At 73.6% G+C, this 23,691-nt stretch carries 20 protein-coding genes; 10 read left to right on the top strand and 10 right to left on the bottom strand.

Annotation, left to right across the window (positions count from 1 at the left end; translation table 11 throughout):
• Positions 1-83: 83 nt before the first annotated feature.
• The 3 genes from prfB to pruA form a co-directional block, all read right to left on the bottom strand.
• Positions 84-1,205 (bottom strand): peptide chain release factor 2, encoded by a 1,122-nt coding sequence (gene prfB, locus O7612_RS06215; RefSeq protein ID WP_282271241.1) that lies wholly within the window; start codon positions 1,203-1,205, stop codon positions 84-86.
• A gap of 64 nt (positions 1,206-1,269) precedes the next feature.
• Entirely contained in the window at positions 1,270-1,785 is a 516-nt protein-coding gene (locus tag O7612_RS06210) for a PadR family transcriptional regulator (protein ID WP_145918036.1), read from the bottom strand.
• A gap of 260 nt (positions 1,786-2,045) precedes the next feature.
• Complete coding sequence (pruA, locus tag O7612_RS06205; RefSeq protein WP_282271239.1) at positions 2,046-3,674, bottom strand: L-glutamate gamma-semialdehyde dehydrogenase; 1,629 nt, start codon at positions 3,672-3,674, stop codon at positions 2,046-2,048.
• Positions 3,675-4,040: 366 nt separating this feature from the next.
• On the opposite strand from pruA, the gene O7612_RS06200 reads away from it, so the two are divergent.
• Complete coding sequence (locus O7612_RS06200; RefSeq protein ID WP_282271237.1) at positions 4,041-5,012, top strand: hypothetical protein; 972 nt, start codon at positions 4,041-4,043, stop codon at positions 5,010-5,012.
• Positions 5,013-5,060: 48 nt separating this feature from the next.
• On the opposite strand, the gene O7612_RS06195 is transcribed toward O7612_RS06200, so the two are convergent.
• Entirely contained in the window at positions 5,061-5,570 is a 510-nt protein-coding gene (locus O7612_RS06195) for a hypothetical protein (RefSeq protein ID WP_282271235.1), read from the bottom strand.
• A gap of 422 nt (positions 5,571-5,992) precedes the next feature.
• Between O7612_RS06195 and O7612_RS06190 the strand changes: the two genes are divergently transcribed.
• Complete coding sequence (locus O7612_RS06190) at positions 5,993-6,220, top strand: helix-turn-helix domain-containing protein (protein WP_282271233.1); 228 nt, start codon at positions 5,993-5,995, stop codon at positions 6,218-6,220.
• Between the two features lie 102 nt (positions 6,221-6,322).
• Complete coding sequence (locus O7612_RS06185; RefSeq protein WP_282271231.1) at positions 6,323-6,904, top strand: Rv3235 family protein; 582 nt, start codon at positions 6,323-6,325, stop codon at positions 6,902-6,904.
• 83 nt (positions 6,905-6,987) lie between these two features.
• On the opposite strand, the gene secA is transcribed toward O7612_RS06185, so the two are convergent.
• The gene (secA, locus tag O7612_RS06180) at positions 6,988-9,912 is read right to left on the bottom strand and encodes a preprotein translocase subunit SecA (protein WP_282271230.1); all 2,925 of its coding nucleotides are present in this window, start codon (positions 9,910-9,912) and stop codon (positions 6,988-6,990) included.
• 170 nt (positions 9,913-10,082) lie between these two features.
• Here secA and O7612_RS06175 point away from each other — a divergent pair, with 170 nt between their 5' ends.
• Both O7612_RS06175 and O7612_RS06170 read left to right on the top strand, forming a co-directional pair.
• Positions 10,083-11,237, top strand: a complete 1,155-nt coding sequence (locus O7612_RS06175) for a GNAT family N-acetyltransferase (RefSeq protein ID WP_282271229.1) — start codon at positions 10,083-10,085, stop codon at positions 11,235-11,237.
• Entirely contained in the window at positions 11,234-12,364 is a 1,131-nt protein-coding gene (locus tag O7612_RS06170) for a GNAT family N-acetyltransferase (RefSeq protein ID WP_282271228.1), read from the top strand. The genes O7612_RS06175 and O7612_RS06170 overlap by 4 nt, the downstream gene beginning before the upstream one ends.
• A 93-nt stretch (positions 12,365-12,457) precedes the next feature.
• On the opposite strand, the gene raiA is transcribed toward O7612_RS06170, so the two are convergent.
• The 5 genes from raiA to mtrA form a co-directional block, all read right to left on the bottom strand.
• Positions 12,458-13,084 carry a ribosome-associated translation inhibitor RaiA gene (gene raiA / locus O7612_RS06165; protein WP_067306200.1) on the bottom strand — a complete coding sequence of 209 codons (627 nt, stop codon included), beginning with the start codon at positions 13,082-13,084 and terminating at the stop codon, positions 12,458-12,460.
• Between the two features lie 251 nt (positions 13,085-13,335).
• Positions 13,336-14,043, bottom strand: coding sequence for a phosphoribosyltransferase family protein (locus tag O7612_RS06160; protein WP_282271226.1), 708 nt, complete (start codon positions 14,041-14,043; stop codon positions 13,336-13,338).
• Between the two features lie 7 nt (positions 14,044-14,050).
• On the bottom strand, positions 14,051-15,877 hold the full coding sequence (locus O7612_RS06155) for an LpqB family beta-propeller domain-containing protein (RefSeq protein ID WP_282271224.1): 1,827 nt from the start codon (positions 15,875-15,877) through the stop codon (positions 14,051-14,053).
• On the bottom strand, positions 15,874-17,547 hold the full coding sequence (mtrB, locus tag O7612_RS06150; RefSeq protein ID WP_282273822.1) for an MtrAB system histidine kinase MtrB: 1,674 nt from the start codon (positions 17,545-17,547) through the stop codon (positions 15,874-15,876). Before mtrB ends, O7612_RS06155 begins: the two co-directional genes overlap by 4 nt.
• Before the next feature lie 88 nt (positions 17,548-17,635).
• Positions 17,636-18,325 carry an MtrAB system response regulator MtrA gene (gene mtrA / locus O7612_RS06145; RefSeq protein ID WP_067306208.1) on the bottom strand — a complete coding sequence of 230 codons (690 nt, stop codon included), beginning with the start codon at positions 18,323-18,325 and terminating at the stop codon, positions 17,636-17,638.
• 215 nt (positions 18,326-18,540) lie between these two features.
• Here mtrA and O7612_RS06140 point away from each other — a divergent pair, with 215 nt between their 5' ends.
• From O7612_RS06140 to O7612_RS06120, 5 genes are read left to right on the top strand one after another with little or no spacing between them, the layout of a single operon-like run.
• Positions 18,541-19,386 carry a hypothetical protein gene (locus O7612_RS06140; RefSeq protein WP_282271222.1) on the top strand — a complete coding sequence of 282 codons (846 nt, stop codon included), beginning with the start codon at positions 18,541-18,543 and terminating at the stop codon, positions 19,384-19,386.
• A complete protein-coding gene (locus O7612_RS06135; RefSeq protein ID WP_282271220.1) occupies positions 19,383-20,003 on the top strand; it encodes a DUF4129 domain-containing protein in 621 nt (206 codons plus the stop codon). Before O7612_RS06140 ends, O7612_RS06135 begins: the two co-directional genes overlap by 4 nt.
• Positions 20,000-21,394, top strand: a complete 1,395-nt coding sequence (locus tag O7612_RS06130) for a DUF4350 domain-containing protein (RefSeq protein WP_282271218.1) — start codon at positions 20,000-20,002, stop codon at positions 21,392-21,394. Before O7612_RS06135 ends, O7612_RS06130 begins: the two co-directional genes overlap by 4 nt.
• Positions 21,391-22,380: a MoxR family ATPase gene (locus O7612_RS06125; RefSeq protein ID WP_282271216.1), complete on the top strand. Its 990-nt coding sequence runs from the start codon at positions 21,391-21,393 to the stop codon at positions 22,378-22,380. Before O7612_RS06130 ends, O7612_RS06125 begins: the two co-directional genes overlap by 4 nt.
• Positions 22,377-23,687, top strand: a complete 1,311-nt coding sequence (locus tag O7612_RS06120; protein ID WP_282271214.1) for a DUF58 domain-containing protein — start codon at positions 22,377-22,379, stop codon at positions 23,685-23,687. Before O7612_RS06125 ends, O7612_RS06120 begins: the two co-directional genes overlap by 4 nt.
• Positions 23,688-23,691: the final 4 nt, after the last annotated feature.

Raw genomic sequence — 23,691 nt, 5'->3', positions numbered from 1 at the left:
AGTGGCACGCCCCGCCGATGCGAGGCGCGTCATCGATTCACCCGGTCAGCCCGAGATCGATGACGCGCCCCGTCCACGACCGGTCACGCAGCGTCGTTGGCGAGCTGCTGCTGCTTGCGCCACCGGATACCGGCTTCGATGAAGCTGTCCAACTCGCCGTCGAAGACCGAGGACGGATTGCCGGTCTCCTGCTCGGTTCGCAGATCCTTCACCATCTGATAAGGGTGCAGCACGTACGAGCGCATCTGGTCGCCCCAGGAGCTGGTGCTGCCGGTCTTCAGCCCGGCCAGCTTCGCCTCCTCCTCCTGCCGCTTGCGCTCCAGCAACCGGGACTGGAGCACCCGCATCGCGGAGGCCTTGTTCTGGAGCTGGGACTTCTCGTTCTGGCAGGTCACCACGATGCCGGTGGGGATGTGGGTGAGCCGCACCGCCGAGTCGGTGGTGTTGACGCTCTGCCCACCCGGGCCGGAGGAGCGGTAGACGTCCACCCGCACCTCGTTCTCCGGGATGTCGATGTGGTCGGTCTGCTCGGTGACCGGCAGCACCTCGACCCCGGCGAAGCTGGTCTGCCGCCGCCCCTGGTTGTCGAACGGGCTGATCCGGACCAGCCGGTGGGTGCCCGACTCGACGCTGAGCGTGCCGTAGGCGTACGGCACCTTGACGGTGAAGGTGGCCGACTTGAGGCCGGCCTCCTCGGCGTACGACGTCTCGTAGACCTCCGTCGGGTAGCCGTGCCGCTCGGCCCAGCGCAGGTACATCCGTAGCAGCATCTCGGCGAAGTCGGCCGCGTCCACCCCACCGGCGCCCGCCCGGATGGCGACCAGCGCCTCCCGGGAGTCGTACTCGCCGGAGAGCAGGGTGCGGACCTCCATCTCCTGGATGGCCCGGGTCAGCCCGGAGATCTCCGCCTCGACCTCGTCCAGCACCCCGGAGTCGGCCTCGTCCTCGGCCAGTTCCAGCAGCACCCGGGCGTCGTCCAGCCGGGACCGCAGGCTGCCCAGCTTGCTGATCTCGCCGTTGACGTACGACAACTGCGAGGTCACCTGCTGCGCCCGGGCCTGGTCGTCCCAGAGGTCCGGCGCGGACGCCTGCTCCTCCAGCCGGGCCTTCTCCTCCCGCAGGCGGTCGAGGTTGAGCACCGACTCGATGTTGCGCAGGGTCGCGTCGAGTTCCTTGAGTTGTTCGGCGTAATCGGCAGCGGTCACGACAGACAAGCGTACTGTGCGCGCGGCGGTCCGCTCACCGCACACCACCTACCAGGGCGGATGATCAGCCGACCGGGGCCGTCTTGAGCCAGGACAGGGCGGCCTTGTGGTAGGCGACGGCGAACTCCAGCGCGCTGGCGTCGTACTCGTCGCCCTCCTTCTTGGCGGTCTTGACCTGCTCCCGGACGTACGCGAGGGCTTCGGTGTGGTATTCGTTGGCCGAGGTGTAGAGGTTCTTGAGCTGACTGGCCGAGTGCAGGTTGCCGAAGGCGATGCGCAGCGCGATCGGGTTTCGGATGGTGTCCCGACCGGGGTTCTCCGCCAGCCATCGGGAGAAGGTCCGCTTCCCCGCCGCGGTTATCGCGTAGGGTTGACTCATCCGCGGTCCGGGCTTGCCCAACCGCACGAAACCACGCTCCGCCAGCACCGGCAACTCACGGTAGACCTGACTGCGTGTCATCGACCAGTACGGCGCCAGTCGGCGCTCAGCGGCGGCCATCAGTTGGCCGCCTGTCATCGGGCCCTCATGCAACAACCCCAGCAGGGCCGCCGCAGTGGGGTTGACTCCGGAATCCGCCATGCCCTCTAAGCTGCCACTTTGCGGTCCCGGCGTCCAGGATTTCCGGATTTGCCACCCGGGAGGATTTCCAATGTGCACTGTCGGCCGACGACAGTGCTCCCAGGACCACCCGTCGACCGCCCCCGGACGGTCCCACCGAGGGTGACCTGGGCCGCACCGGCCGGGCAGCCGAGAATACCCCCGGGTAACCCCGGCCGTCCCGCCGGGAGGCGGCCCGGTCGGCGGTGACGGGCCGCCCGCCCCCGCCGACCGTCGCCGGTTCAGCCCATGTGCGGGTACGTGTGGTCGGTCGGCGGCACGAACGTCTCCTTGATCGTCCGGGGCGACATCCAGCGGACCAGGTTGTGCCACGAGCCGGCCTTGTCGTTGGTGCCGCTGGCCCGCGCGCCGCCGAACGGCTGCTGCCCGACCACCGCCCCGGTCGGCTTGTCGTTGACGTAGAAGTTGCCGGCCGCGTACCGCATCCGGTCGGCCACCGCGTCGATCACCCGGCGGTCGGTGGCGAAGACCGACCCGGTCAGCGCGTACGGGGCGATCGACTCGGCCTGGGCGACCACGTCGTCGAACCGGGCGTCGTCGAAGACGTGCACGCCGAGGATCGGACCGAAGTACTCGGTGGTGAACGTCTCGTGGGCCGGGTCGGCGCACTCGAACAGCGTCGGCCGGACGAACCAGCCGACCGTGTCGTCGGCGGTGCCCCCGGCCAGCACCCGGCAACTGTCGTCCCCGCCGATCAGCTCCAGCGCGGCGGTGTGCCGGGCGTACGCCCTGGCGTCGATCACCGCTCCGCCGAAGTTGCCGAAGTCGGTCACGTCGCCGTAGGTCAGCGCGTCGGCGGTGGCGGCCAGCCGGTCCCGCAGCCCGCCCGCCCACAGCGACCGGGGGACGTACGCCCGCGAGGCGGCCGAGCACTTCTGGCCCTGGTACTCGTACGCGCCCCGGATCAACGCGGTGTGCAGGGCGTCCACGTCGGCGCTGGGGTGCGCGACGACGAAGTCCTTGCCGCCGGTCTCGCCGACCAGCCGGGGGTAACCCCGGTAGGAGGCGATGTTCTCCCCGACCGTGCGCCACAGCTGCTGGAAGACCCTGGTCGAGCCGGTGAAGTGGATGCCGGCCAGGTCCGCGTCGGCGAGCACCACGTCGGAGACCTCCTCGCCCCGCCCGGTGACCATGTTGATCACGCCGGGGGGCAGCCCGGCCGCCTCGAACAGCCGCATGGTGAAGTGCGCCGCGAACTGCTGGGTCGGACCCGGCTTCCAGACCACGGTGTTGCCCAGCAGGGCCGGCGCGGAGGGCAGGTTGCCGGCGATGGCGGTGAAGTTGAACGGGGTCACCGCGTAGACGAAGCCCTCCAGCGGGCGGTGGTCGAACCGGTTCCACACCCCCGGCGACGAGTTGGGCTGGGCCGCCAGCAGTCCCCGGGCGAAGTGCACGTTGAACCGGAGGAAGTCGATGAACTCGCAGGCCGCATCGATCTCCGCCTGCACGGCGGTCTTGGACTGGCCGAGCATGGTGGCCGCGTTGAGGGTGTCCCGCCAGGGGCCGGCGAGCAGCTCGGCGGCGCGCAGGAAGACCGCGGCCCGCTCCTCGAACGGCAGCGCCCGCCACCCCGGTGCCGCGTCCTTGGCGGCCCGCACCGCGGCACGGGCGTCGTCGTGCGTGGCGTGCCCGGTGACCCCGAGCACGTGCGCGTGCCGGTGCGGCTGCACCACGTCGACCGGTGCGCCACCGGCCATCCGCTGACTGCCGGCGATGGTCATCGGCAGGTCGATCCGCTCGGCGGCCAGCTCGGTCAGCCGCCGCTGGAGCCGCTCCCGGTCGGCACTGCCCGGCTCGTAGGTGCGTACCGGCTCGTTGTGCGGCTCGGGTACGGAGAACACGGCGTCCATGTCACAGGCTCCTGGGCGATCTCGACAGCGGCGGCGAAATCGGCCCCGCGGGCGTCGACCGGGCGGCCGGACGCCGGACACCGCGCGAGGCACCTGGACGCGGCGACGGGACCTCCGACGATTCTTCCACGCCGGCCTGCGCGGGCTCACGCCACGCCCGCGTCGCGCCGTGGATCACGAGGTTCAATCGCCCATCCGGCGACGATTCCCGCCAGACTCCCCCCGATACGCCGAAGAAAAGCAGGCCGCTCCGGGCGACCGGGAGCCCCCGCGCCCAGCCCGGCCGGGTCCGTCCGCCCCGCGTACGCTGGTCCGAGCGAGCGGTCCGTCCCGGCGCCGGGACGGCGCGGCGGCGAGAGGGAGACGATGAGCAACCAGCCCGGCAGTGCGACGGCCGCCTCCGTCGAGCCGCCCTCCGACCCGACGACCGGGCGGACGGGCTACGCCCCGGGCACGCCGGTCCTGGCGGTCCTGGCGGTCGGCTGGCTGGCGGCGATGCTGTGGTCCACCCGGGAGGTGATCCACTCGGCAGCGGTCGGCCTCACCGCGATCACCCTCTCCGCCTTCGCCCTGCCCGGGGTGATCTCCGCGGCGCTGGTTGCCGGGGCGGCCGTCGCGCTGGCCGCGAGCGAGCTGACCGCCCGCCGGCTCGGCGACCGCGCCGCCCTGCGCTTCGCGGCGGCGCTCGGTGCCGGGATGCTGCTCGGGCTGGGCACCGCCCTGGCCATCAACCTGACGTACGCCGACAACGCCACCACCAACACCATCGCCGGCACCAGCGCGGCGGCGGCCATCCTCGGCGGGGCGCTCGCCGGAGCGCGTACCCCCGGACCGGTCGGCGCGGTGGTGACCGCCGCGCTCGGCACCCTGCTCTTCGTGGTGGCCTTCAGCCAGGCCCGCGACCCGCTGTTCGACCTGTTCGGGGCGGACGACTCCCAGGCGTCGCTGGTGAACGCCGCGAAGTGGGTCTCCCGTACCGAGTCACTGCTCGCCGGGCTGCTCGCCGGGCTGCTCGCCTTCGGCTACCTCACCTGGACCCGCCGCCGGGCTCCCGACGCACCGGCCCCGAGGTGGCCCGCCTACCTGGTCGCCGGAGCCGGCCCCGGCCTGCTCCTGCTGCTCACCGAGGTGATCATCCGGATCGGCGGCCGGACCCTGCTGGACCTGGCCGGGGCGCTGAGCGAGGCGGACGCGGTGGCCCAGACCAGCATGGGCACCTCCCGGGTCGACAACGGCATCTGGGTGCTCTTCGTCGGCGCGCTGACGGCGGTCATCCTCTTCGGCCGCACCCTCGGCCCGGCCCGCCATGACGACGAGCCCGACGCCGACCCGGACTGACGGACTGACGCCGCCGGAGACCATCCGGCACGACCCGACGCCGCCCGGTCAGGAGGCGGTACGCAGCAGCAGCTCCCACTCGGACGGGTCGTACCACTCCAGCTCGTGGTCCTCGGTGCCGTCGACGGTGAACTGGGCGTCCGGATCACCGGCGAGCGCCTCGGCCACCACGTCGACGGCGGCGGCCACGTCCTCGACCGCCTCGGCCCCGTCCACGTGCAACGCGGCCACCGCCGACGCCGGCACCGGCCCGTCGAGTTCCACCACGCTCGAACCCAGCTCGCCGTCACCCCGACCGACGAGGCGAGCGGGCAGGTCCACCGAGACCACCACCCGGCGGCGGGGCGCGTCGGCGTCCTCCCGCAACAGTTGCAGGGCGTCCTGGGCGGCCCGGGTGAAGGCGACGTACTCCAGTTCCTCCTCGTCGCCCTCGGCGTACCACTCCCGCAGCATGGGGGTGACCGCGTGCCCACCGCTCGCCGGCAGACCCTGCTCCCGCAGCAGGACCAGCATCGGCACGGTCGCCGGCACGTACACCCGGACCAGCTCGTCGCCCACCGTCGTCTCCCCTGCCCGTCCGCGGTCCCGCCGCCGACGCCCGTCCATGGCTGCGGCCACCGCACGCCCGCGGTCCCGCCGCCACCGGAACGGCCGGTGGCCGCCCGATCCGATCATGCCGTACGCCGTGACCGTCGTGCACCGCACACCGCTCCGCCGGACGGCCCGGCTCTCCAGCGGGACGGACAGCCCGGGTCCGGAACGGGACAGGCAGCCCAGGCTCCGGAACGGAGCGGACAGCTCGAGTCCGGGCGGGGCGGACAGCTCGGGTTCCGGAACGGGACAGCCCGGCTCCGGGGCGGGACGGTCGACGCAGGTCCGGGGCGGGAGGGGCGGCGCGGCCGGTCGGGACGGACGGGTGCTGGGCCGGGAAGGCTGTCGGTGGCAAACTGAGCCGAACGACGCCAAGCCGAGGGGTTTCCGTGGAGCCGAGGTTCCTCCTGCTCTCCGACGTTGCCGCCGAGCTGAACGTGTCGGACTCGCAGGTCTACCACATGGTCCGCAGTGGTGAGCTGCCCGCCATCAAGATCGGTGGACGGGGTCAGTGGCGGGTGGAGCGTGCCCGGCTGGAGGAGTACATCCAGCTCAAGTACGCCGAAACCGCCGAGTGGGTACGCGGCAACCCGCTCACCGACCGCGACCAGGAGTGACCGGTCCATACCGCTGAGCCATTGACCCTGGGCGTTGCCGTGCCCGAGAATCAACGGTGTCGGAAGCAAACGAAGGCAAACGTAGGGATTGAGGGGGCAACGATGGCCGACTCCCGCCGTCCGGGGCCGACCCGACCGCCGATCCGGCTGCGCCCGGCCCCGGTCGCCGATCCGCCCTACGTCGACGAGGTGCCGGATCTCTGGCCCCGGCCAGCCGGCCAGCTCGCCCTCGACCTGTTCGGCACGGGACAGTCACCTCCCGGCCGCCCGACCGGTCGGCGGCCCGATCCCCGGCCCCGCCCCGGGCACCCGGTCGCCCCGCCCCCGCCCCCACTCGCCACCGCCACTCCCGAGGCGGCCCGCGCGGCGCACCGGTTCGTCGGCACCTGCCTGGAGATCCTCAACGGCTACCGGCCGCCCGGCCAGATCCGGGCACTGGTCGAGCCGGGGCGCACGGTCGAGGTGACCGAACAGCTCGCCCGCGCCGCGTCACGTACCCCGCCGACGCGTCGGCGTTCCACCCGGCCCGCCGTCCACCTGCGTCGACTGCGGGTGTGCGAGCCACGCGCGGCTGCGGTCGAGGTGGCGGCGGTGGTCACCGCCGGTGGTCGCACCTGGGCCATGGCGCTGCGCCTGGAACACCGGCGCGGCAGCTGGCTCTGCACCACCCTCCAGGTCATCTGACCCCACTCCACCCGCGCCGGGGCCGGGCAGGACAGCAGGACGCCCGCCCACTCGGTGAGCGGGCGGGCGTCCTGCTGGTCGGATCAGGCGCCGCCGTTGGGCGCCCCGTGGCAGCGCTTGTACTTGCGCCCGGAGCCGCACGGACAGGGCGCGTTACGGGACGGGCCACCCTCGACCCGGTCGACCGGGCCGGTGTTACGGCGGGCGGTGCCGGCTGCGGCGGCCTGGCCGCTCGCCCCCGCGGCAGCCGGGCGACGCGGCGGACCGGCGGCGGGCCGGGCCTGGGACGGGGGCTGCTGCTGCCCGCCCCCGATACCGAGTGCCGGTGCGGACGGTTCCGGTTCGGGCCGCTCGACCGCCACGCCGCCCGCGCCCGCCTCACCGTCGATGGTGGGGGCGGAGTATTGCAGGCCCTGCTGCTGCGGTGCGCGGTTGAGGCCCTTGGCCCGGATCTCGACCGGCTTCTCCAGCAGCTGGACCTCCTCGGCCTCCGGCTCCGGCTCCTGAACCTGCACCTCCAGGTTGTAGAGGAAGCCGACCGTCTCCTCCTTGATGCCCTCCATCATGGAGGCGAACATGTCGAAGCCCTCGCGCTGGTACTCGATGACCGGGTCGCGCTGGGCGTACGCCCGCAGGCTGATGCCCTCCTGGAGGTAGTCCATCTCGTAGAGGTGCTCGCGCCACTTGCGGTCGATGACCTGGAGCAGCACCATCCGCTCGAGCTGGCGGGTGGCCTCCTCGCCGAGGCTCTCCTCGCGCCGGTCGTACGCGGCGTTCGCGTCCTCCTTGAGCCGGGCGAGCAGGAAGTCCTGGTCCAGACCGGACCGGGAACCGACCTCCTCCTCCAGCTCGTCGATGGTGACGCCGACCGGGTAGAGCTGCTTGAGGTTCGTCCAGAGCTGGTCGAGGTCCCAGTCCTCGGCGTAGCCGTCGGTGGTGGCCCCCACCACGTACGCGGCCACGGTGTCGTCGATCATGTTGCGGACCTGGTCGGAGAGGTCCTCACCGTTGAGCACGCGCAGCCGCTCGGCGTAGATCACCTGGCGCTGCTTGTTGAGCACCTCGTCGTACTTCAGGACGTTCTTGCGGATCTCGGCGTTCTGGCCCTCGATCTGGGCCTGGGCGTTCTTGATCTGCCGGGTGACCATCTTCGACTCGATGGGCACGTCCTCCGGGATGTTGAACCGCTCCATCACCGCCTCGACCGCGCCGGCCCGGAACCGCTTCATCAGCTCGTCCTGGAGCGACAGGTAGAAGCGGGACTCGCCCGGGTCACCCTGCCGGCCGGCCCGGCCGCGCAGCTGGTTGTCGATCCGGCGGGACTCGTGCCGCTCGGTGCCGAGCACGTAGAGCCCGCCGGCCGCGGCGACCTCCTCGGCCTCGGTCTCGCACGCCTGCTTCCAGGTGGGCAGGACCTCCTCCATCGCCTTGGCGTACTCGTCCGCCTGCTCGACCGGGTCGAGTCCGCGCTGGCGCAGCTCGCTGGCGGCGAGGAACTCGGCGTTGCCGCCGAGCAGGATGTCGGTGCCCCGGCCGGCCATGTTGGTGGCGACGGTGACCGCACCCTTCCGCCCGGCCTGGGCGACGATCTCGGCCTCGCGGGCGTGGAACTTCGCGTTCAGCACCGAGTGCGGGATGCCCCGACGCCGCAGCAGCGTGGAGAGGATCTCGGAGTTCTCCACCGAGACCGTGCCGACCAGCACCGGCTGACCGGCCTGGTGCCGTTCGGCGATGTCCTCGATGACGGCGTTGAACTTGGCCTTCTCGGTCTTGTAGATGACGTCGGCCTTGTCCATCCGGACCATCGGCCGGTGCGTGGGGATGGTCACCACGCCGACCTTGTAGACCTTGTTGAACTCGCCCGCCTCGGTCTGGGCGGTACCGGTCATGCCGGAGAGCTTCTCGTAGAGGCGGAAGTAGTTCTGGAGGGTGATGGTGGCCAGGGTCTGGTTCTCCTGCTTGATCTCCACCCCCTCCTTGGCCTCGATCGCCTGGTGCATGCCCTCGTTGTAGCGGCGGCCGTGCAGGATGCGCCCGGTGAACTCGTCGACGATCAGCACCTCGCCGTCGCTGACGATGTAGTCCTTGTCGCGCTTGTAGAGTTCCTTGGCCTTGATCGCGTTGTTGAGGTAGCCGACCAGCGGGGTGTTCACCGACTCGTAGAGGTTGTCGATGCCGAGCCGGTCCTCCACCTTGGCCACGCCACGTTCGGTGACCGCGATGGTGCGCTTGGCGTAGTCGACCTCGTAGTCGCCCTCGCCGTCCTTGCCGGCCTGGAGCCGGGCCACCACGCCCGCGAACTCGCCGTACCAGCGGGCGGAGTGCTCGGCCGGGCCGGAGATGATCAGCGGGGTCCGGGCCTCGTCGATCAGGATCGAGTCGACCTCGTCGACCACGGCGAAGTTGTGCCCGCGCTGGACCAGCTCCTCGTGCGACCAGGCCATGTTGTCGCGCAGGTAGTCGAAGCCGAACTCGTTGTTGGTGCCGTAGGTGATGTCGCACTCGTACGCGGCCTTGTGCTCGGCGGCCGGCCGGTTGGGCAGCACCACGCCGACGGTCAGGCCGAGGAACTCGTGCACCTGCCCCATCCAGGCGGCGTCGCGCTGGGCCAGGTAGTCGTTGACCGTGACCACGTGCACGCCCTTGCCGGAGAGCGCGTTGAGGTAGACCGCCATGACCGAGGTCAGCGTCTTGCCCTCACCGGTCTTCATCTCGGCGATGTTGCCGAAGTGCAGTGCCGCGCCACCCATCACCTGGACGTCGTACGGCCGCTGGCCGAGCACCCGGGCAGCCGCCTCGCGCACCGTGGCGAACGCCTCGGGCAGCAGGTCGTCGAGGGTCTCACCGTCGGCGAGCCGCTCCCGGTACTGGTCGGTCAGTGACCGCAGCTCGTCGTCGGTGAGGTTGACGTAGTCGTCCTCGATCGAGTTGACGGCGGCGGCGATGGCCTTCAGCCGGCGCACCATACGGCCCTCGCCCGCGCGGAGGACCCTTTCCAGAATCGACACGGATCAACGCTCCCCTAGACAGTCTCGAACCATCGTAGGCGCTCCGTCGGCGCGATGGTCACTGGTGGCGGCGGTCCGGACCGACTAAACCGACATATTGCTCGGCTCGGCCCGCCACCCGGCGGTTATCCGGTTACGCCCACCGCGAACGATCCGGCACGATGACTCGGATGGAGCCTGTGGAGATCACCGAGGACGGCCTGTTGCTGCGCCCGTGGCTCGCCTCGGACGCGGACGACGTACACCGGGCTTGCCAGGACCCGGACATCCAGCGCTGGACCACCGTACCGCGTCCGTACCGGCCTGAACACGCCCACGGTTTCGTCACCGGGATCGCGCCCCGCGCCTGGGCCGACGGCACCGGCGCACCGTTCGCGGTCTGCGACGCGGCCACCGGCGAACTCCTCGGTTCCTGCGGCCTGGTGTCGATCGACCGGATCCTCGAATCCGGCGAGATCGGCTACTGGACCGCCCCCTGGGCCAGGGGACGCGGGGTCACCGTCCGCGCCGTCCGGGCGGTCGCCCGCTGGGCCTTCGCCACCCTGGCGCTGCGCCGGCTGGTCTGGCAGGCCGAGGTCGGCAACCACGCCTCCCGGCTGGTCGCGTTGCGGGCCGGCGTCCAGGTCTCCGGCGAGCTGCGGCTGGCCCGGCCCGGCGAGGGCGGCCGGGCCGAGGGCTGGATCGGGTCGCTGCTGCCCGGGGAGGTGCCCGCCGTCGGCGCGACCGGACCAGCCGGGCCGGGCACCCTGGACGCCCGGCGGGCCGCCGTGTTCGGCCGACCGCAGCCCGTGCTGTTCGCCACCGCCAGGGACACCGAGCTGCGGCTGCGCCCGATGGAGGCCCGGGACCTGGACGGGGTCGTCGCCACCTGCCGGGACGCCGACACCGTCCGGTGGACCAGCGTGCCGCACCCGTACCAGCACACCGACGCGGAGAGCTACCTGACCTACGGCGGGCTGACCTGGGCGCGGGGCAGCAGCGCGTGCTTCGTGCTGGCCGACCCGGACGACACCTTCGCCGGCACCGTCGACCTGCGGTTGAACCCCGTCGACCCGCTGCTGGCCGAGGTCGGTTTCATGACCGCGCCGCACGCCCGGGGGCGGGGCTGGATGCCGGCCGCCCTCGGCGCGCTCGCCGCCTGGGGCGTCACCGGGCTGGGCCTGGCCCGGATCGAGTGGAAGGCCCATGTCGGCAACACCGCCTCCCGCCGGGTCGCCGAGAAGGCCGGCTTCACCGTCGAGGGCACCGTCCGGGACGGGGTGGCCCAGCGGGGGCAACGGGTGGACGCCTGGCTCGGCGCGCTGCTCGCCGAGGACCTGACGTGACGCCGCAGACCATCGAGGCCGGGCGGTTCCGGCTGCGGCCGTACCGCCCCGAGGACGCCGACGACCTCGCCGCCGGCTGCGACGACCCGGTGAACCTCCGGTTCAACCCGACGATGCCACGGCCCTACACGCTGACCGACGCACGGCGGTGGATCACCGAGGGCGCCCCGGCGGTGTGGCGGGCCGGCGGGGCCGCGTACGCGATCGTCGACGCCGCCACCGACCGGCTGGTCGGCGGGGGCGGGCTCAGCCAGGTGGTGCCGGCCCGGGGGCAGGCCGAGCTGGGCTACTGGGTGTCGCCCGGCTCCCGGCGGCGCGGCATCGCCACCGCCGCCACCCGGGCGCTGGCGCGCACCGCGTTCCGGGCCGGCCTCAACCGGCTGGAGCTGCTCATCCACGCCGAGAACCCGGCCAGCCAGCGGGTCGCGCTGGCCGCCGGTTTCCAACCGGAGGGGGTACGCCGGGCCGCCGGCCGGGACCGTGACGGCAGCCGGCACGACCTCCTCGCCTGGGTACGCCTCGCCGGTGACCCACCCGGCCCGACCCCGCGCCCGTTACCGGACCTGCCCGCCGACCGGCTCACCGACGACGTGGTGACACTGCGCCGGCTCGCCCCGCCGGACGCCGAGGCGCTGTACCGGCTGCACAGCCGCCCGGAGGTGGTGGCGACCCGGGTCCGGCCGGTCGCGCCGACCCGGGCCGACGTCGCCCGGCGCTGCGCGGTCGCCGAGAGCGAGTGGTTGACCGGCCGGGCCGCGGACTTCGCGTTGCTCGATGCGGCGACCGGCACCCTGGCCGGCGGCTGCGCCCTGATCTACGACGAGCCGGCCACCGGCCAGGCCATGATCGGCTACAGCCTGCTGCCCGAGGCGCGCGGCCGGGGGCTGGCCACCCGTGCGGTCCGGCTGCTGACCGGCTGGGCGTTCGGCCCGGTCGGGCTGGCCCGGCTCTGGGCCGGCACGGCGACCTGGAACGTCGGCTCGCAGCGGGTCATGGAGCGGGCCGGTTTCCACCGGGAGGGCCTGATGCGCGCCCGGTTGCCCGCCCACGACGCCACCGGCCGCCCCGACACCGTCCTGTGGTCCCGCCTCCCCACCGACCCCCGTCCCCTCCCTTTTCCCGGCTGACCAGGAGGTCCACGTCAGCTCGATCTGCGTACCCGACGTGGGCCTCCTGATCGCCGTCATGGGGCCGGGGAGGGGGAAGGGGGGTCGGGTGGGTCAGGTGTCGAGGGAGATGATGCCGTAGTCGTAGGCGTGGCGGCGGTAGACGACGCTGGGGCGGCCGGACTCCTTGTCGTGGAACAGGTAGAAGTCGTGGCCGACGAGTTCCATCTGGAACAGGGCGTCGTCGACGGTCATCGGATCGGCCGGGTGCACCTTGGCCCGGGCGATGTGCCAGGGCTGGTCGTCGTGCTCCTCCGGGCGCTCCTCGACGGCGGTCGCGGTGGCCGTGCCACCGGCGGGAACCGCCACGTCGTCCAGGCCGGCGACCGGCAGGCCGGCGGTGGCGGCGGCGACGGAGATCGGCGCGTGCCGGCCCCGGTGTACGCGGCGGCGGTCGGCCGCCCGGCGCAGTCGGGTGTCCAGCTTGGCGATGGCCGCGTCCAGCGCGCTGTAGAAGTCGTTCGTGCAGGCCTCAGCCCTGATCACCGGCCCGCGGGAGACACAGGTGATCTCCACTCGCTGGCAGGTGTCGGACTGCCGGGGATTCCGTTCGTGGAACAACTCCACATCGACCCGGATGAGCTTGTGATCGTAGCGCTCGATTTTCGCGAGTTTCTCCGCTACGTGTACCCGGTAATGGTCCGGCACTTCGACGTTTCGACCCTTGACCACGATGTCCACGTGACCTCCCTTTTCCGGATGGTCGGCTGATCTTCGAATCCGGTCGAGCGACCTCGGGAGGACCCCTGGGAGCGTCGACCGGTCAGGTACGGCTACGCCTCCTTCCACCGTCGGGAGCGGCTGGGGAACGCTTCCTACCCCCGACACGAAAACGCTAACTCCTGTTCGGCCGGCAGTCACCCCCGGTTGCGGGAAACCCTCAGAGAATTAACAGCAACCAACACCATGGGGTGAAACGGAAACACGAAGCGTCACCGGTGCCGCCACTTTTGCGTTGCACCCAACACCGCCGCGCCGTATGGCGTCATTCCCGCCGCTCGCAAAGTCCGACTCAGCGCGGCCAGGGTGGACCCGGTGGTCAGGATGTCGTCCAGCACCACCACCGTCCGGCCGTCCGCGCCCCGACCGGCCCACCCGGCCCGCAGCCGGAACGCCGACGCCGCCGCCTCGGCCCGGCCGGCCCGGTCCAGCGCCACCGAATCCGGCCGCGGCGACGCCCGCACCGGGACCGCCGTCCGTACGTCCCAGCCGGCCCGCCGCAACCGGGCCGCCGCGTGCCGGGCCAGCCGGCACAGGTGGTCGCCGTAGCGTGCCCGGGCCGCCGCCGCGCGGTCCGGCACCGGCACCAGCAGCACCGGCCGGGCCGTTCCCACCGACGCCGCCACCACCTCCGCCAGCAACCCGCCCAACGGCCGGGCCAGCCCGTGCCGACCCCGCTCCTTGTACGCCAGCAGCGCCTCCCGCAACGGACCCGCGTACGGGCCGAGGGCGTGACAGGGCGGCAGGTCGGGCGGCGCGGGGACGGGACGGGCCGGCACCGGACGCAGGGCGGCGAGCTGGCGTACGCAGTCCGGGCAGCAGCCCTGCCGCAGGGTCGCGTCCCGCTGCCCGCAGCCCGCGCACCCGGTCGGGAAGACCAGATCGGTCAGGTCCGCCCAGAGTCCGCCGACGTCCCGCACGGCCGGCTCAGAACAGGAAGAACGGCGCGGTCGGGCTGCTCGCCCGGGCACCGGTGGGCGGGGGCGGCACGTCCAGCACCTGTTCCGCCCGGATCGTCTCGACCGACGACGACCGGTAGCGGTAGGCGACCCCGTTGGCCTCGTACATCATCATGACCGAGGGCAGCACGTACGTCGGGTTGACCGGGTACACCGCCAGGTGGGTCACCCCGGCACCGACGTCGGTGACCAGGGCGGACTGCTGCGCACCGTCGACCCACAGCTCGTACACCCCGGAGCGGTCCGTCGAGCCGGCCAGGGCCAGCTTGTTCTCCTGCTCCCAGTCCACCGCCGACAGGTCGGTCAGGGTGGTGGCGACCGGCCGCACCGGGCCGAGCGAGACCACCCCGCCGTCCAGGCTCGCCGCGCTGAGATAGGGCCGGCCCCCGACGATCAGGGCGATCCGGTGGCCGTCCAGCGCGGCGGCCACCGCGCTCACCCGTCCCGCCGCGCCCACCGGCACCGGCACCATCCGGGCCCGGTCGTCGAACCGGTAGAGCTTCCCGTCGGCCACCACCAGCCCGTACGGCTGGGCCGCCGCGAGCGGGCGCAGCCAGACCGGCCGCCCGATCGCCGCGAACGTCTGCGTCCCCGTGGTCATCGTCTGCACCGGGGCGGCACCCGAGCCGGCCACCAGCCGCTGCCGACCGCCGGGGGCGGTGGTCACCAGGGCGGCGAGGATCTTGTCGTTGGCCCGCCGCAGGGCGGCCGAGACGATGTCGTGGTTGTCCTCCGCGCGGAGCGGGACGGTGCCGACGCCCTCGCCCTCGGAGGCGAGCGGACGGATCGCCCCGTCGTAGACGGTGAACCGCTGCGGCGCCTGGGTGAGCGGATAGACCGGGTTGGCGAGGCGGTGGGCGGCCAGGTCGTCGATGGTCACCCGGGACTGGTTGCGGGTGGTGAGCTGGAGTGGCCCGTTCAGGGCGGACAGCGACCAGGCGAGCTGGATGCCGAGCCTCTCCAGCTTGCGGCGGTCGTCCCCGGGCAGGTCGAGGTTGACCTCCCAGCGGCCGTCGGTCTTGACCGCGTTGTTGATCAGGGCGGTCCGGTCCGGCAGGCCGCTGACCCCCTGCCGGAGCCAGTCCGACGGGCCGGCGACCAGCCACTTGACCACCTCGCTGACCAGCCGCTCGGCCGGCACGGCGACCGGCAGGTAACGCTGGTCGGCGACCAGCCGGGTGGCGTCGGAGTTCCAGAAGTAGACCGTGCGGGTCTGGTAGTACTGCTGCAACGCCACCGTGTTCAGCAGCAGCACGGGGGGTGGATCGGTGACGTAGTACCCGGCGTCCTCCGCGTCCTCCCGGCCCGGCTCGGCGGAGCCGCGCAACGAGAACCGGTACTCGGTGTCGGTCGCCACCGGCGGACCGAGCACCCCGTTGGCCCGCAGCACCCCCACCTGCTGCACCGGCACCCGGACGGTCAGCAGCCCGCTGGCGTTCTGGGTGATCACCGGCTTCTCGGTCAGCCGGACCACGTTGATCGCGACCTCGCTGCCCTGCTTCTCGGCCAGCCGGTCGCGGTCCTCGCGGGCGATGAACTGCTTGACCCGCGCGTACGCCCGCTCCGGTTCGCCGGCCGCGGCGGAGAGGAAGTTCTCGACGAAGCTCTCCCGGTCGTTGCCACTGGCGGCGCGGGTCGGCGGTTCGCCGCTACCCGAGCTGGACGCGCCGGCCGACACCGCCGGCCCCGAGCCGTCGACCTGGAGGTCGGTCTGGTCGGGGATGCCGCAGCCGGCGGCGACGAACGCCAGCAGCGCGGCGCAGAGCAGCCCCAGCAGCGCCCGACGCCGGTTCACGACCGGACCTCCGCCCGGTCGGCGGCCGGCCCCGGGCCGATGGCCAGGACGCCTCCGTCGCCGGGGCCGATGGCCAGCAGCTCGCCGTCGCGGGGGCCGCCGAAGGGCAGGGTGGCGTCGGCCGGGACCAGCCGCAGCGGTGAGCTGGTGAGCCGGTCACCGGAACGGACCGGCAGGGTGAGGCGGAACTGGGCACCCTGCCCCGGGGCACCCCAGGCCTCCAGCCAGCCACCGTGCAACCGGGCGTCCTCCAGGCTGATCGACAGGCCCAGGCCCGTCCCGCCGGTCTGCCGTGCCCGGGACGGGTCGGCCCGCCAGAACCGGTTGAAGACCAGCTTCTCCTCGCCCGGCTTGAGCCCGACACCGTGGTCGCGCACGGTGACCGCCACGGCGGTCTCGTCGACCCCCAGGGTGATCACCACCGGTTTCGCCTCACCGTGCTCCACGGCGTTGCCGACCAGGTTGCGCAGCACCCGCTCGACCCGACGCGGGTCCACCTCGGCGATCACCGGGGTGGTCGGCACGGCCAGCTCGATGGTGACCCCGACCCGCTCGGCCAGCCCGGCGAGGCGGTCGGCGACCCGGTGCACCACCGGCACCAGGTCGGTCGGCTCGGAGTCGAGCATGGCGAAGCCGGCGTCGAAACGGCTGATCTCCAGCAGGTCGGTGAGCAGTTCCTCGAACCGGTCCAGCTCCGCGTGCAGCAGTTCGGCGCTGCGGGCCACCGCCGGGTCGAACTCGTCGCGCTCGGCGAAGATCAGGTCGGCGGCCATCCGGACGGTGGTCAGCGGGGTACGCAGCTCGTGCGAGACGTCGGAGGTGAACCGGCGCTGGAGGCGGGACATCTCCTCCAACCGCAGGATCTGCCGTTGCAGGTTGGTCGCCATCTGGTTGAACGAGGTGGCGAGCAGGGCGAGGTCGTCCTCGCCGTTGACGGCCATCCGTTGGTCGAGCAGGCCGGCGGACAGCCGCTGGGCGGTCCGCGCGGCCACCCGGACCGGGGTCACCACCAGCCGGGTGACCAGGGCGGCGAGCAGGCCGAGCAGCAGCACCAGGGCCACCCCGGTGGCGATCACGGTGGACCGCGCGTCGGCGGCGGTGGCGTCCTGCCGGTTGAGCGGGACGAGGTAGTACAGCTCCAGCTGGCCGAAGCGGGTCGGCACCGGGGAGCCGTAGACCAGGTACTTGGTCCGCTCGCCGGTGAGCCGGCCGGTGCGGATCTGGTGGGCCACCTTGCCGTCGGCGACGGCGGCCCGCAGCTCCCGGCTCACCAGCGGCCGGACATCCGTCGCCGGGGAGGTGCGGGTCTCGATGACGCCGGCGTAGTTGTCGGCGGTGATCGCCACCACCACCCCGCTGGTCTGCTGCGGGTCACCCCCGGCCAGGTAGTTGACCGTACCCTCGATGGTGTCCTGGAGCTGCGTCTCCTGCGGCTGGCTGTAGAGGTTGAACTGCTTTGCCGAGTAGTCGCTGCCGTTGCGCAGCCGCAGCAGCACGTCGGTCTCGGCGTTCTCCAGCAGGATGCTGGTGATCTTGTCGGCGATCAGGTAGGCGAAACCGCCGACCAGCAGGCTGGACACCACCAGCGTGATGGTCACCACCCGGACCTGCAACGACCGCCGCCAGGTCTGGCGCAGGCCGGCGGTCACCCGCGAGGCGTGCCCCACCAGCGCGCCACGCAGCGCCCGCGCGGCGGGACGCCAGCCGGCGGGGTGCTCGGGGGTGGGGCTCGGTGCGCTGGTCACGGTGTAGACCAGGCTATCCGGTACCCGCCTTGTAGCCCACGCCCCGGACGGTCAGGATGATTTCCGGCCGCTCCGGATCCGGCTCGATCTTGGCCCGCAGCCGTTGCACGTGCACGTTGACCAGCCGGGTGTCCGCCGCGTGCCGGTAACCCCAGACCTGTTCCAGCAGGACCTCCCGGGTGAAGACCTGACGCGGCTTGCGGGCGAGCGCGACCAGCAGGTCGAACTCCAGCGGCGTCAGCTTCACCTCCTCGCCGTCCCGGCTGACGGTGTGCGCCGGAACGTCGATGGTGATCTGGTTGCCGGGCGGGCCGATGGTCAGCATCTCCGGTGCGACGTCCTCGCCCCGGCGCAGCCGGGCCCGCATCCGGGCCACCAGCTCCTTGGGCTTGAACGGCTTGACCACGTAGTCGTCGGCGCCGGACTCCAGGCCGAGCACCACGTCGACGGTGTCGCTCTTGGCGGTCAGCATGACGATCGGCACACCCGACTCGCCACGGATCGCCCGCGCGACGTCTATACCGCTCATTCCGGGCAACATCAGGTCAAGTAGCACGATGTCGGGGCGACTGTCCCGGAACGCGGCCAACGCCCGCTCCCCGTCGGCGACGAAGGAGGGCAGGAACCCCTCACTGCGCAGGACGATGCCGAGCATCTCGGCGAGCGCGGGGTCGTCGTCGACCACCAGTACCCGGGCTCTCATGGGGTTTATGTTTCCATCCCCGTTCAGTTGGTGGGATCGGCGTCTGGATGGCACGGTACTGCCGGAACAGGTGTCCCCGCACGTCCCCCGCGCGATATCTCCCCCGATGGCCGCATCGCGGCGGCCACACGGCGGGTCCACCCGGCCGGTCGGGCCGTGTCACCATGATCCCCGGGCAGGTCGCCGCCCGCCAGCCACCATTCGCAGGAGTACGCGTGCCCGACCCCGGTCCGACCGCCGTGCTCCCCCGGCGTCCGCTCACCGTCGGCGAGCTGCTCGACTCCGCCGTGCTGCTGCTGCGCACCCGGGGCCGGGTGCTGATCCCGCTGGGTGTCCTGCTCGCCGCCGGTGAGCAGGTGCTGTTGTACCCGCTACGCCGGCTCGCCGACGCCGTACCCCCGGTGTGGTGGACCGGGAGCGGGCCGTTCCCGTACTGGTGGCTGCTGCTCGCGGTGGGCGCCGCCGGCGAAGCGGTGATCATCCTGCTGCTCGGCAACCCGGCCGCGCGGGCGGCCGGCGCAGCGCTGCTCGGCCGCCGGGCCGGCACCGGGGAGCTGCTCCGCCCGGCCGGTGCGCGCTGGGGGGTCACCCTGTTGCTCGCCCCGGTGGTCGGCCTGCTGACCCTGGTCGCGGCCCTGCTCGGCCCGGCCTGGCTGATCGGCTACGGGCTACTCGGCCCGGTCGCCGCGGCGGTGGTGCTGGACCGGGTGCCCGGGACGTCCGTGATCGCGCGGGCCGCCCGGGTCGCCCTGCGCGGCCGGGCCGCCGCCGTTCGGGTGCTCGGCTACCTCGGCTGGTGGGTGCTGCGGGTCGGCCTGGCCCTCGGCCTCTTCTTCGGCGTCGAGTCGCTGCACCTGCTCGACCTGACCGACCCGGCCGTCCGCGTGGTCGCCGCGATGGCCGCCTGGGCGGCGGTGAACAGCGTGGCCTACCCCGCCCTGGCCTGCCTGGACGCCGTGATCCACCTGGACGTCCGGATGCGCACCGAGGGACTGGACATCCAGCTCGCCCGTACCCCCGCCGGGGTCGTCGCGGCCGTCCCGCCGGCGGCCGACCGGTGAGCCGGTGGTGGACGGAGACCGTCGCCGCGCTCGGCGACGTCCTGCCGCTGCCGCTGGCCGCGCTGCTGCTGGTGCTGCTCGCCGGGCTGACCGCGCTCGCCTGGTACCACCACCCGGCCTGGGTGCCCCGCCGGCTGCCCCGGCTCCGGCTCCGGCTGCCCCGGTTCCGACTGCCCCGGTGGCGGCTGCCCCGCTGGCGGCGACGCCGCCGGACGGACCGGTCTGCCGGCGGCACCACCGGCACCGTGCTGCCCCGCCCCCGGGCGGGCGACGACGCCGTCGCCGGCGGCCCCGGACCCTCCCTGGCCGACCGGCTGGCCGCCGAGGGCCGGTACGCCGAAGCCGTCCGGGAGCGGCTGCGCGACATGGTCCGCCGGCTGGTCGCCGCCGGCGCGGTCGCACCCCGACCCGGGATGACCGTCACCGAACTCACCGAGGCGGCGGTCCAGGCCCGTCCCCCGGTCGCCCCGCCGTTGCGCGCCGCCGGGACGATCTTCACCGAGCTGTGGTACGCCCAGCGTCCGGCCGCCGCCGACCACGACCGCCGGATGCGGGAACTCACCGACGACCTGGACCGGGCGCTCGCCACCCCACCACCGGACGGGAGGACCCCGTGACCCGGCCGACGACCGGTCCGCCGGCACCGGTCGCACCGCGGCGGCGGCGACGCCGGCACCGGGTGATCGTGCCGCTGGCGCTCGCCGCCGCGCTCCTCGCCGGCACGATCGGCGTCCACGCGCTGGACCAGCCCGACCCCACCGACCCCGGTTTCCTCTCCCCGGTCGCCACCGACGACGACGGTGGCAGCCGCCTCGCCGACGCGCTGCGCGCCCGGGGCGTCACCGTCCGCCGGGAGACCGCCCTGCTGCCCGCGCTGCTCGCCCTCGACGCCGCCCCGGCCACCCTCTTCGTCCCGGCACCGGAACTGCTGCACCCGGACACCCTCGTCGCGCTGGGTGAGCTGCCCGCCGGACGTCGACTGGTCCTCGTCGACCCGGCCCGCCGGATGCTCGAATCGGCCGGCCTGCCGGTGGTACCGACCGACCGCCGGTGGGCCACCCGGGCGGTCGGCCCGGAAACCGACGGCCGGCCCTGCCCGCTGCCCGAGGCGACCCGGGCCGGCGTCGCCGCCGCCCAGCTCCAGCGGTACGCCGCCGCACCCGACGTACCGGTCGCCCTCGACCGCTGCTACGCGGGCGGCCTGGTCCGGCTGCCCGGCCGGGCCGAGACGGTGGTGATCGGCGCCAGTGACCCGTTCCGCAACGACCGGATCGCCGAACGGGGCAACGAGGCGCTCGGCACCGGCCTGCTCGGCGTGCACGACCGGGTGATCTGGCTGGACCTCGACGGCCCGGCACCGGCCCCCACCTTCGGCCGCCCCGGCGGCGACGGCGAACCCGCCTGGTCACCCACCCCCGGCGGCGGCACCGGGTACGACGGCGGCGGCACCGGCGAGGGCCAGGGGCAGCCCGGCGGCCCCGGCACCTCCGCCGACGAGCACGACGGACCGGGCGACGCCCCCGACCAGGGCGGCCCACCCCCACCGGACGACCACCCGCTCCGGGACGCCTTCCCGCCCTGGTTCTGGGCGCTGCTGCTCCAGCTCGCCCTGGTCGCCCTGCTGGTCGTGCTCTGGCGGGCCCGCCGGCTCGGGCCACCGGTCGGCGAGCCGCTGCCGGTCGAGGTCCGCTCCGCCGAGACCGTCCTCGGCCGGGCCCGGCTCTACCAGCGGGCCCGCGCCCGGGGTCCGACCGCCGCCACCCTGCGTGCCGCCACGCTGGACCGGGTGCGCGGCCGGCTCGACCTGCCCGCCACCACCGGGCACGCGGAGCTGGCCGCCCGGGTCGCCGAGCGGGTCGGCGGCGACCCGGGGCAGATCCACGAACTGCTCTACGGCGCAGCCCCGCACACCGACGCCGAACTGGTGGCGCTGGCCCGGTCGCTGGACGGGCTGACCCGTACCGTGGCGGCAGCGTCCGGCCGTCCGACCGAAGGAGACCCCAGGTGACCCGACCCGCCAGCACCGTCGAGCCCACGGCCGGCCCGGACGACGCCCGGGCGGCCCTGCACCGGCTGCGCGCCGAGGTGGCCAAGGCGGTCGTCGGCCAGGACGCCGTGGTCACCGGCCTGGTGATCGCGCTGCTCTGCCGGGGCCACGTGCTGCTGGAAGGGGTGCCCGGGGTGGCCAAGACGCTGCTGATCCGCACCGTCGCCGCCGCCCTCGACCTGGACTCCAAGCGGGTCCAGTTCACCCCCGACCTGATGCCCGGCGACGTCACCGGGTCGCTGATCTTCGACCCGCGTACCGCCGCGTTCACCTTCCGGGAGGGGCCGGTCTTCACCAACCTGCTGCTCGCCGACGAGATCAACCGGACGCCGCCGAAGACCCAGTCGGCGCTGCTGGAGGTGATGGAGGAACGTCAGGTGTCGGTGGAGGGTGCCCGCCGGCCGCTGCCGGACCCGTTCATCGTGGCCGCCACCCAGAACCCCGTCGAGTACGAGGGCACCTACCCGCTGCCCGAGGCCCAGCTCGACCGGTTCCTGCTCAAGCTGACCGTGCCGCTGCCCAACCGGGACGAGGAGCTGGGTGTGCTGCGTGCCCACCACGCCGGGTTCGACCCGCGTGACCTCGGCGCGGCCGGCGTACGCCCGGTGGCCACCGCCGCCGACCTGGCCGCCGCCCGGGAGGCGGTCGGCCGGGTGCACGTGGCCGAGCCGGTGCTCGGCTACATCGTGGACCTGTGCCGGGCCACCCGGGTCACCCCGGCGCTGGAACTCGGCGCCTCGCCCCGGGGCGCGACCGGGCTGCTGGGCACCGCCAAGGCGTGGGCCTGGCTGGCCGGTCGGGACCACGTCACCCCCGACGACGTGAAGGCCACCGCCCGCCCGACGCTGCGGCACCGGCTGCGGCTGCGCCCCGAGGTGGAGCTGGAGGGGGTCGGGGTCGACGCGGTGCTGGACACGGTGCTGGCCACCGTGCCGACCCCGCGATGACCTGGCGGGCGGCCGTTCTGCTGCTGGCCGGGGTGCCGACCCTGCCGTTCTGGCCGGATCCGCTGCTCGGGGTGGCCGTGATGACCGCCGCGGTGCTGCTGCTGGCCGCCGGGGACTGGGCGCTCGCCGCCCCGCTGCACGGGATCACCGTCGACCGCGAGGGCGACCGCGCCGTCCGGCTCGGCCACCGCGCGACCGTCACCCTGCGCCTGGCCAACACCTCCGGGCGTACGCTGCGCGTCCGGGTACGCGACGGGTGGGTGCCGTCCGCCGGGGCACGTCCGGACGTACCGCCGGGCCGGGTGTGCCTGGTCGAGCCCGGCGGGGTGCTGGTGCTGCCCAACCGGCTCACCCCCACCCGGCGCGGCGACCGGCCGGCGGTGACCGTGGCGGTGCGCTCGCTCGGGCCGCTCGGGTTGGCGTTCCGGCAGCGGGCCGGGCGTCCCGCCGCCCCCGGTTGGACGCTGCGGGTGCTGCCCCGGTTCGACTCCCGGCGGCACCTGCCGGAGAAGCTGTCCCGGCTGCGGGTCATCGACGGCACCCAGGTCACCCGGGGACGCGGCCAGGGCACCGAGTTCGACACCCTGCGCGAGTACGTGGTCGGCGACGACGTCCGGTCGATCGACTGGCGGGCCAGTGCCCGCCGGTCGGACGTGCTGGTGCGCACCTGGCGGCCGGAGCGCGACCGGCGACTGGTCTGCGTGCTGGACACCGGCCGCACCTCGGCGGTCCGGGTCGGCGACGAACCCCGGCTGGACACCGCCATCGACGCGGCGTTGCTGCTGGCCGCGCTCGCCTCCCGGGCCGGGGACCGGGTCGACCTGCTCGCCGCCGACACCGAGATCCGGGCCACGGTCACCGGCAGCGGCCAGACCGCCCTGCTCCACCGGCTGGTGCACGCGCTCGCGCCGCTGCACCCGGCGCTGGTCGAGACCGACTTCGACCTGATCGTCGCGGAGATCCTGCGCCGGCACCGGCGGCGCAGCCTGGTGGTGCTCTGCACCGCCCTGGAGGCGGGCGCGCTCGCCGAGGGTCTGCTGCCGGTGCTGCCCCGGCTGGCGGCCCGGCACCGGGTGGTGGTGGCGGCCGTGCACGACCCGGTGCTCACCGCGCTGACCACCACACCGCCGGTACGCCGCGAGGACGTCTACGCGGCCGCGGCCGGCTGGCGGGCGCTCGCCGAGCGGGACCGGGTCCGCACCGCCCTCGCCCGGTACGGGGTGACCGTGGTGGACGCCCCGGCGGCCCGGCTCGCCCCCGCCCTGGCCGACACCTACCTCCGGCTCAAGGCCCTCGGCCAGCTCTGACGGT

Origin of the sequence: Micromonospora sp. WMMD987 (assembly GCF_029581435.1) — a bacterium.
GTDB lineage: Bacteria > Actinomycetota > Actinomycetes > Mycobacteriales > Micromonosporaceae > Micromonospora > Micromonospora rifamycinica.
This window is presented reverse-complemented; position numbering and strand designations above follow the sequence as displayed.

What these genes read in the sequence shown, in the direction of transcription:
- pruA (WP_282271239.1), bottom strand. Translation starts at nt 3,674, where the DNA reads ATGGACGCCGTGTTCTCCGTACCCGAGCCGCACAACGAGCCGGTACGC.
- mtrA (WP_067306208.1), bottom strand. Translation starts at nt 18,325, where the DNA reads ATGAGAGCCCGGGTACTGGTGGTCGACGACGACCCCGCGCTCGCCGAG.
- O7612_RS06175 (WP_282271229.1), top strand. Translation starts at nt 10,083, where the DNA reads ATGGAGCCTGTGGAGATCACCGAGGACGGCCTGTTGCTGCGCCCGTGG.
- O7612_RS06185 (WP_282271231.1), top strand. Translation starts at nt 6,323, where the DNA reads ATGGCCGACTCCCGCCGTCCGGGGCCGACCCGACCGCCGATCCGGCTG.
- O7612_RS06210 (WP_145918036.1), bottom strand. Translation starts at nt 1,785, where the DNA reads ATGGCGGATTCCGGAGTCAACCCCACTGCGGCGGCCCTGCTGGGGTTG.
- O7612_RS06120 (WP_282271214.1), top strand. Translation starts at nt 22,377, where the DNA reads ATGACCTGGCGGGCGGCCGTTCTGCTGCTGGCCGGGGTGCCGACCCTG.
- O7612_RS06200 (WP_282271237.1), top strand. Translation starts at nt 4,041, where the DNA reads ATGAGCAACCAGCCCGGCAGTGCGACGGCCGCCTCCGTCGAGCCGCCC.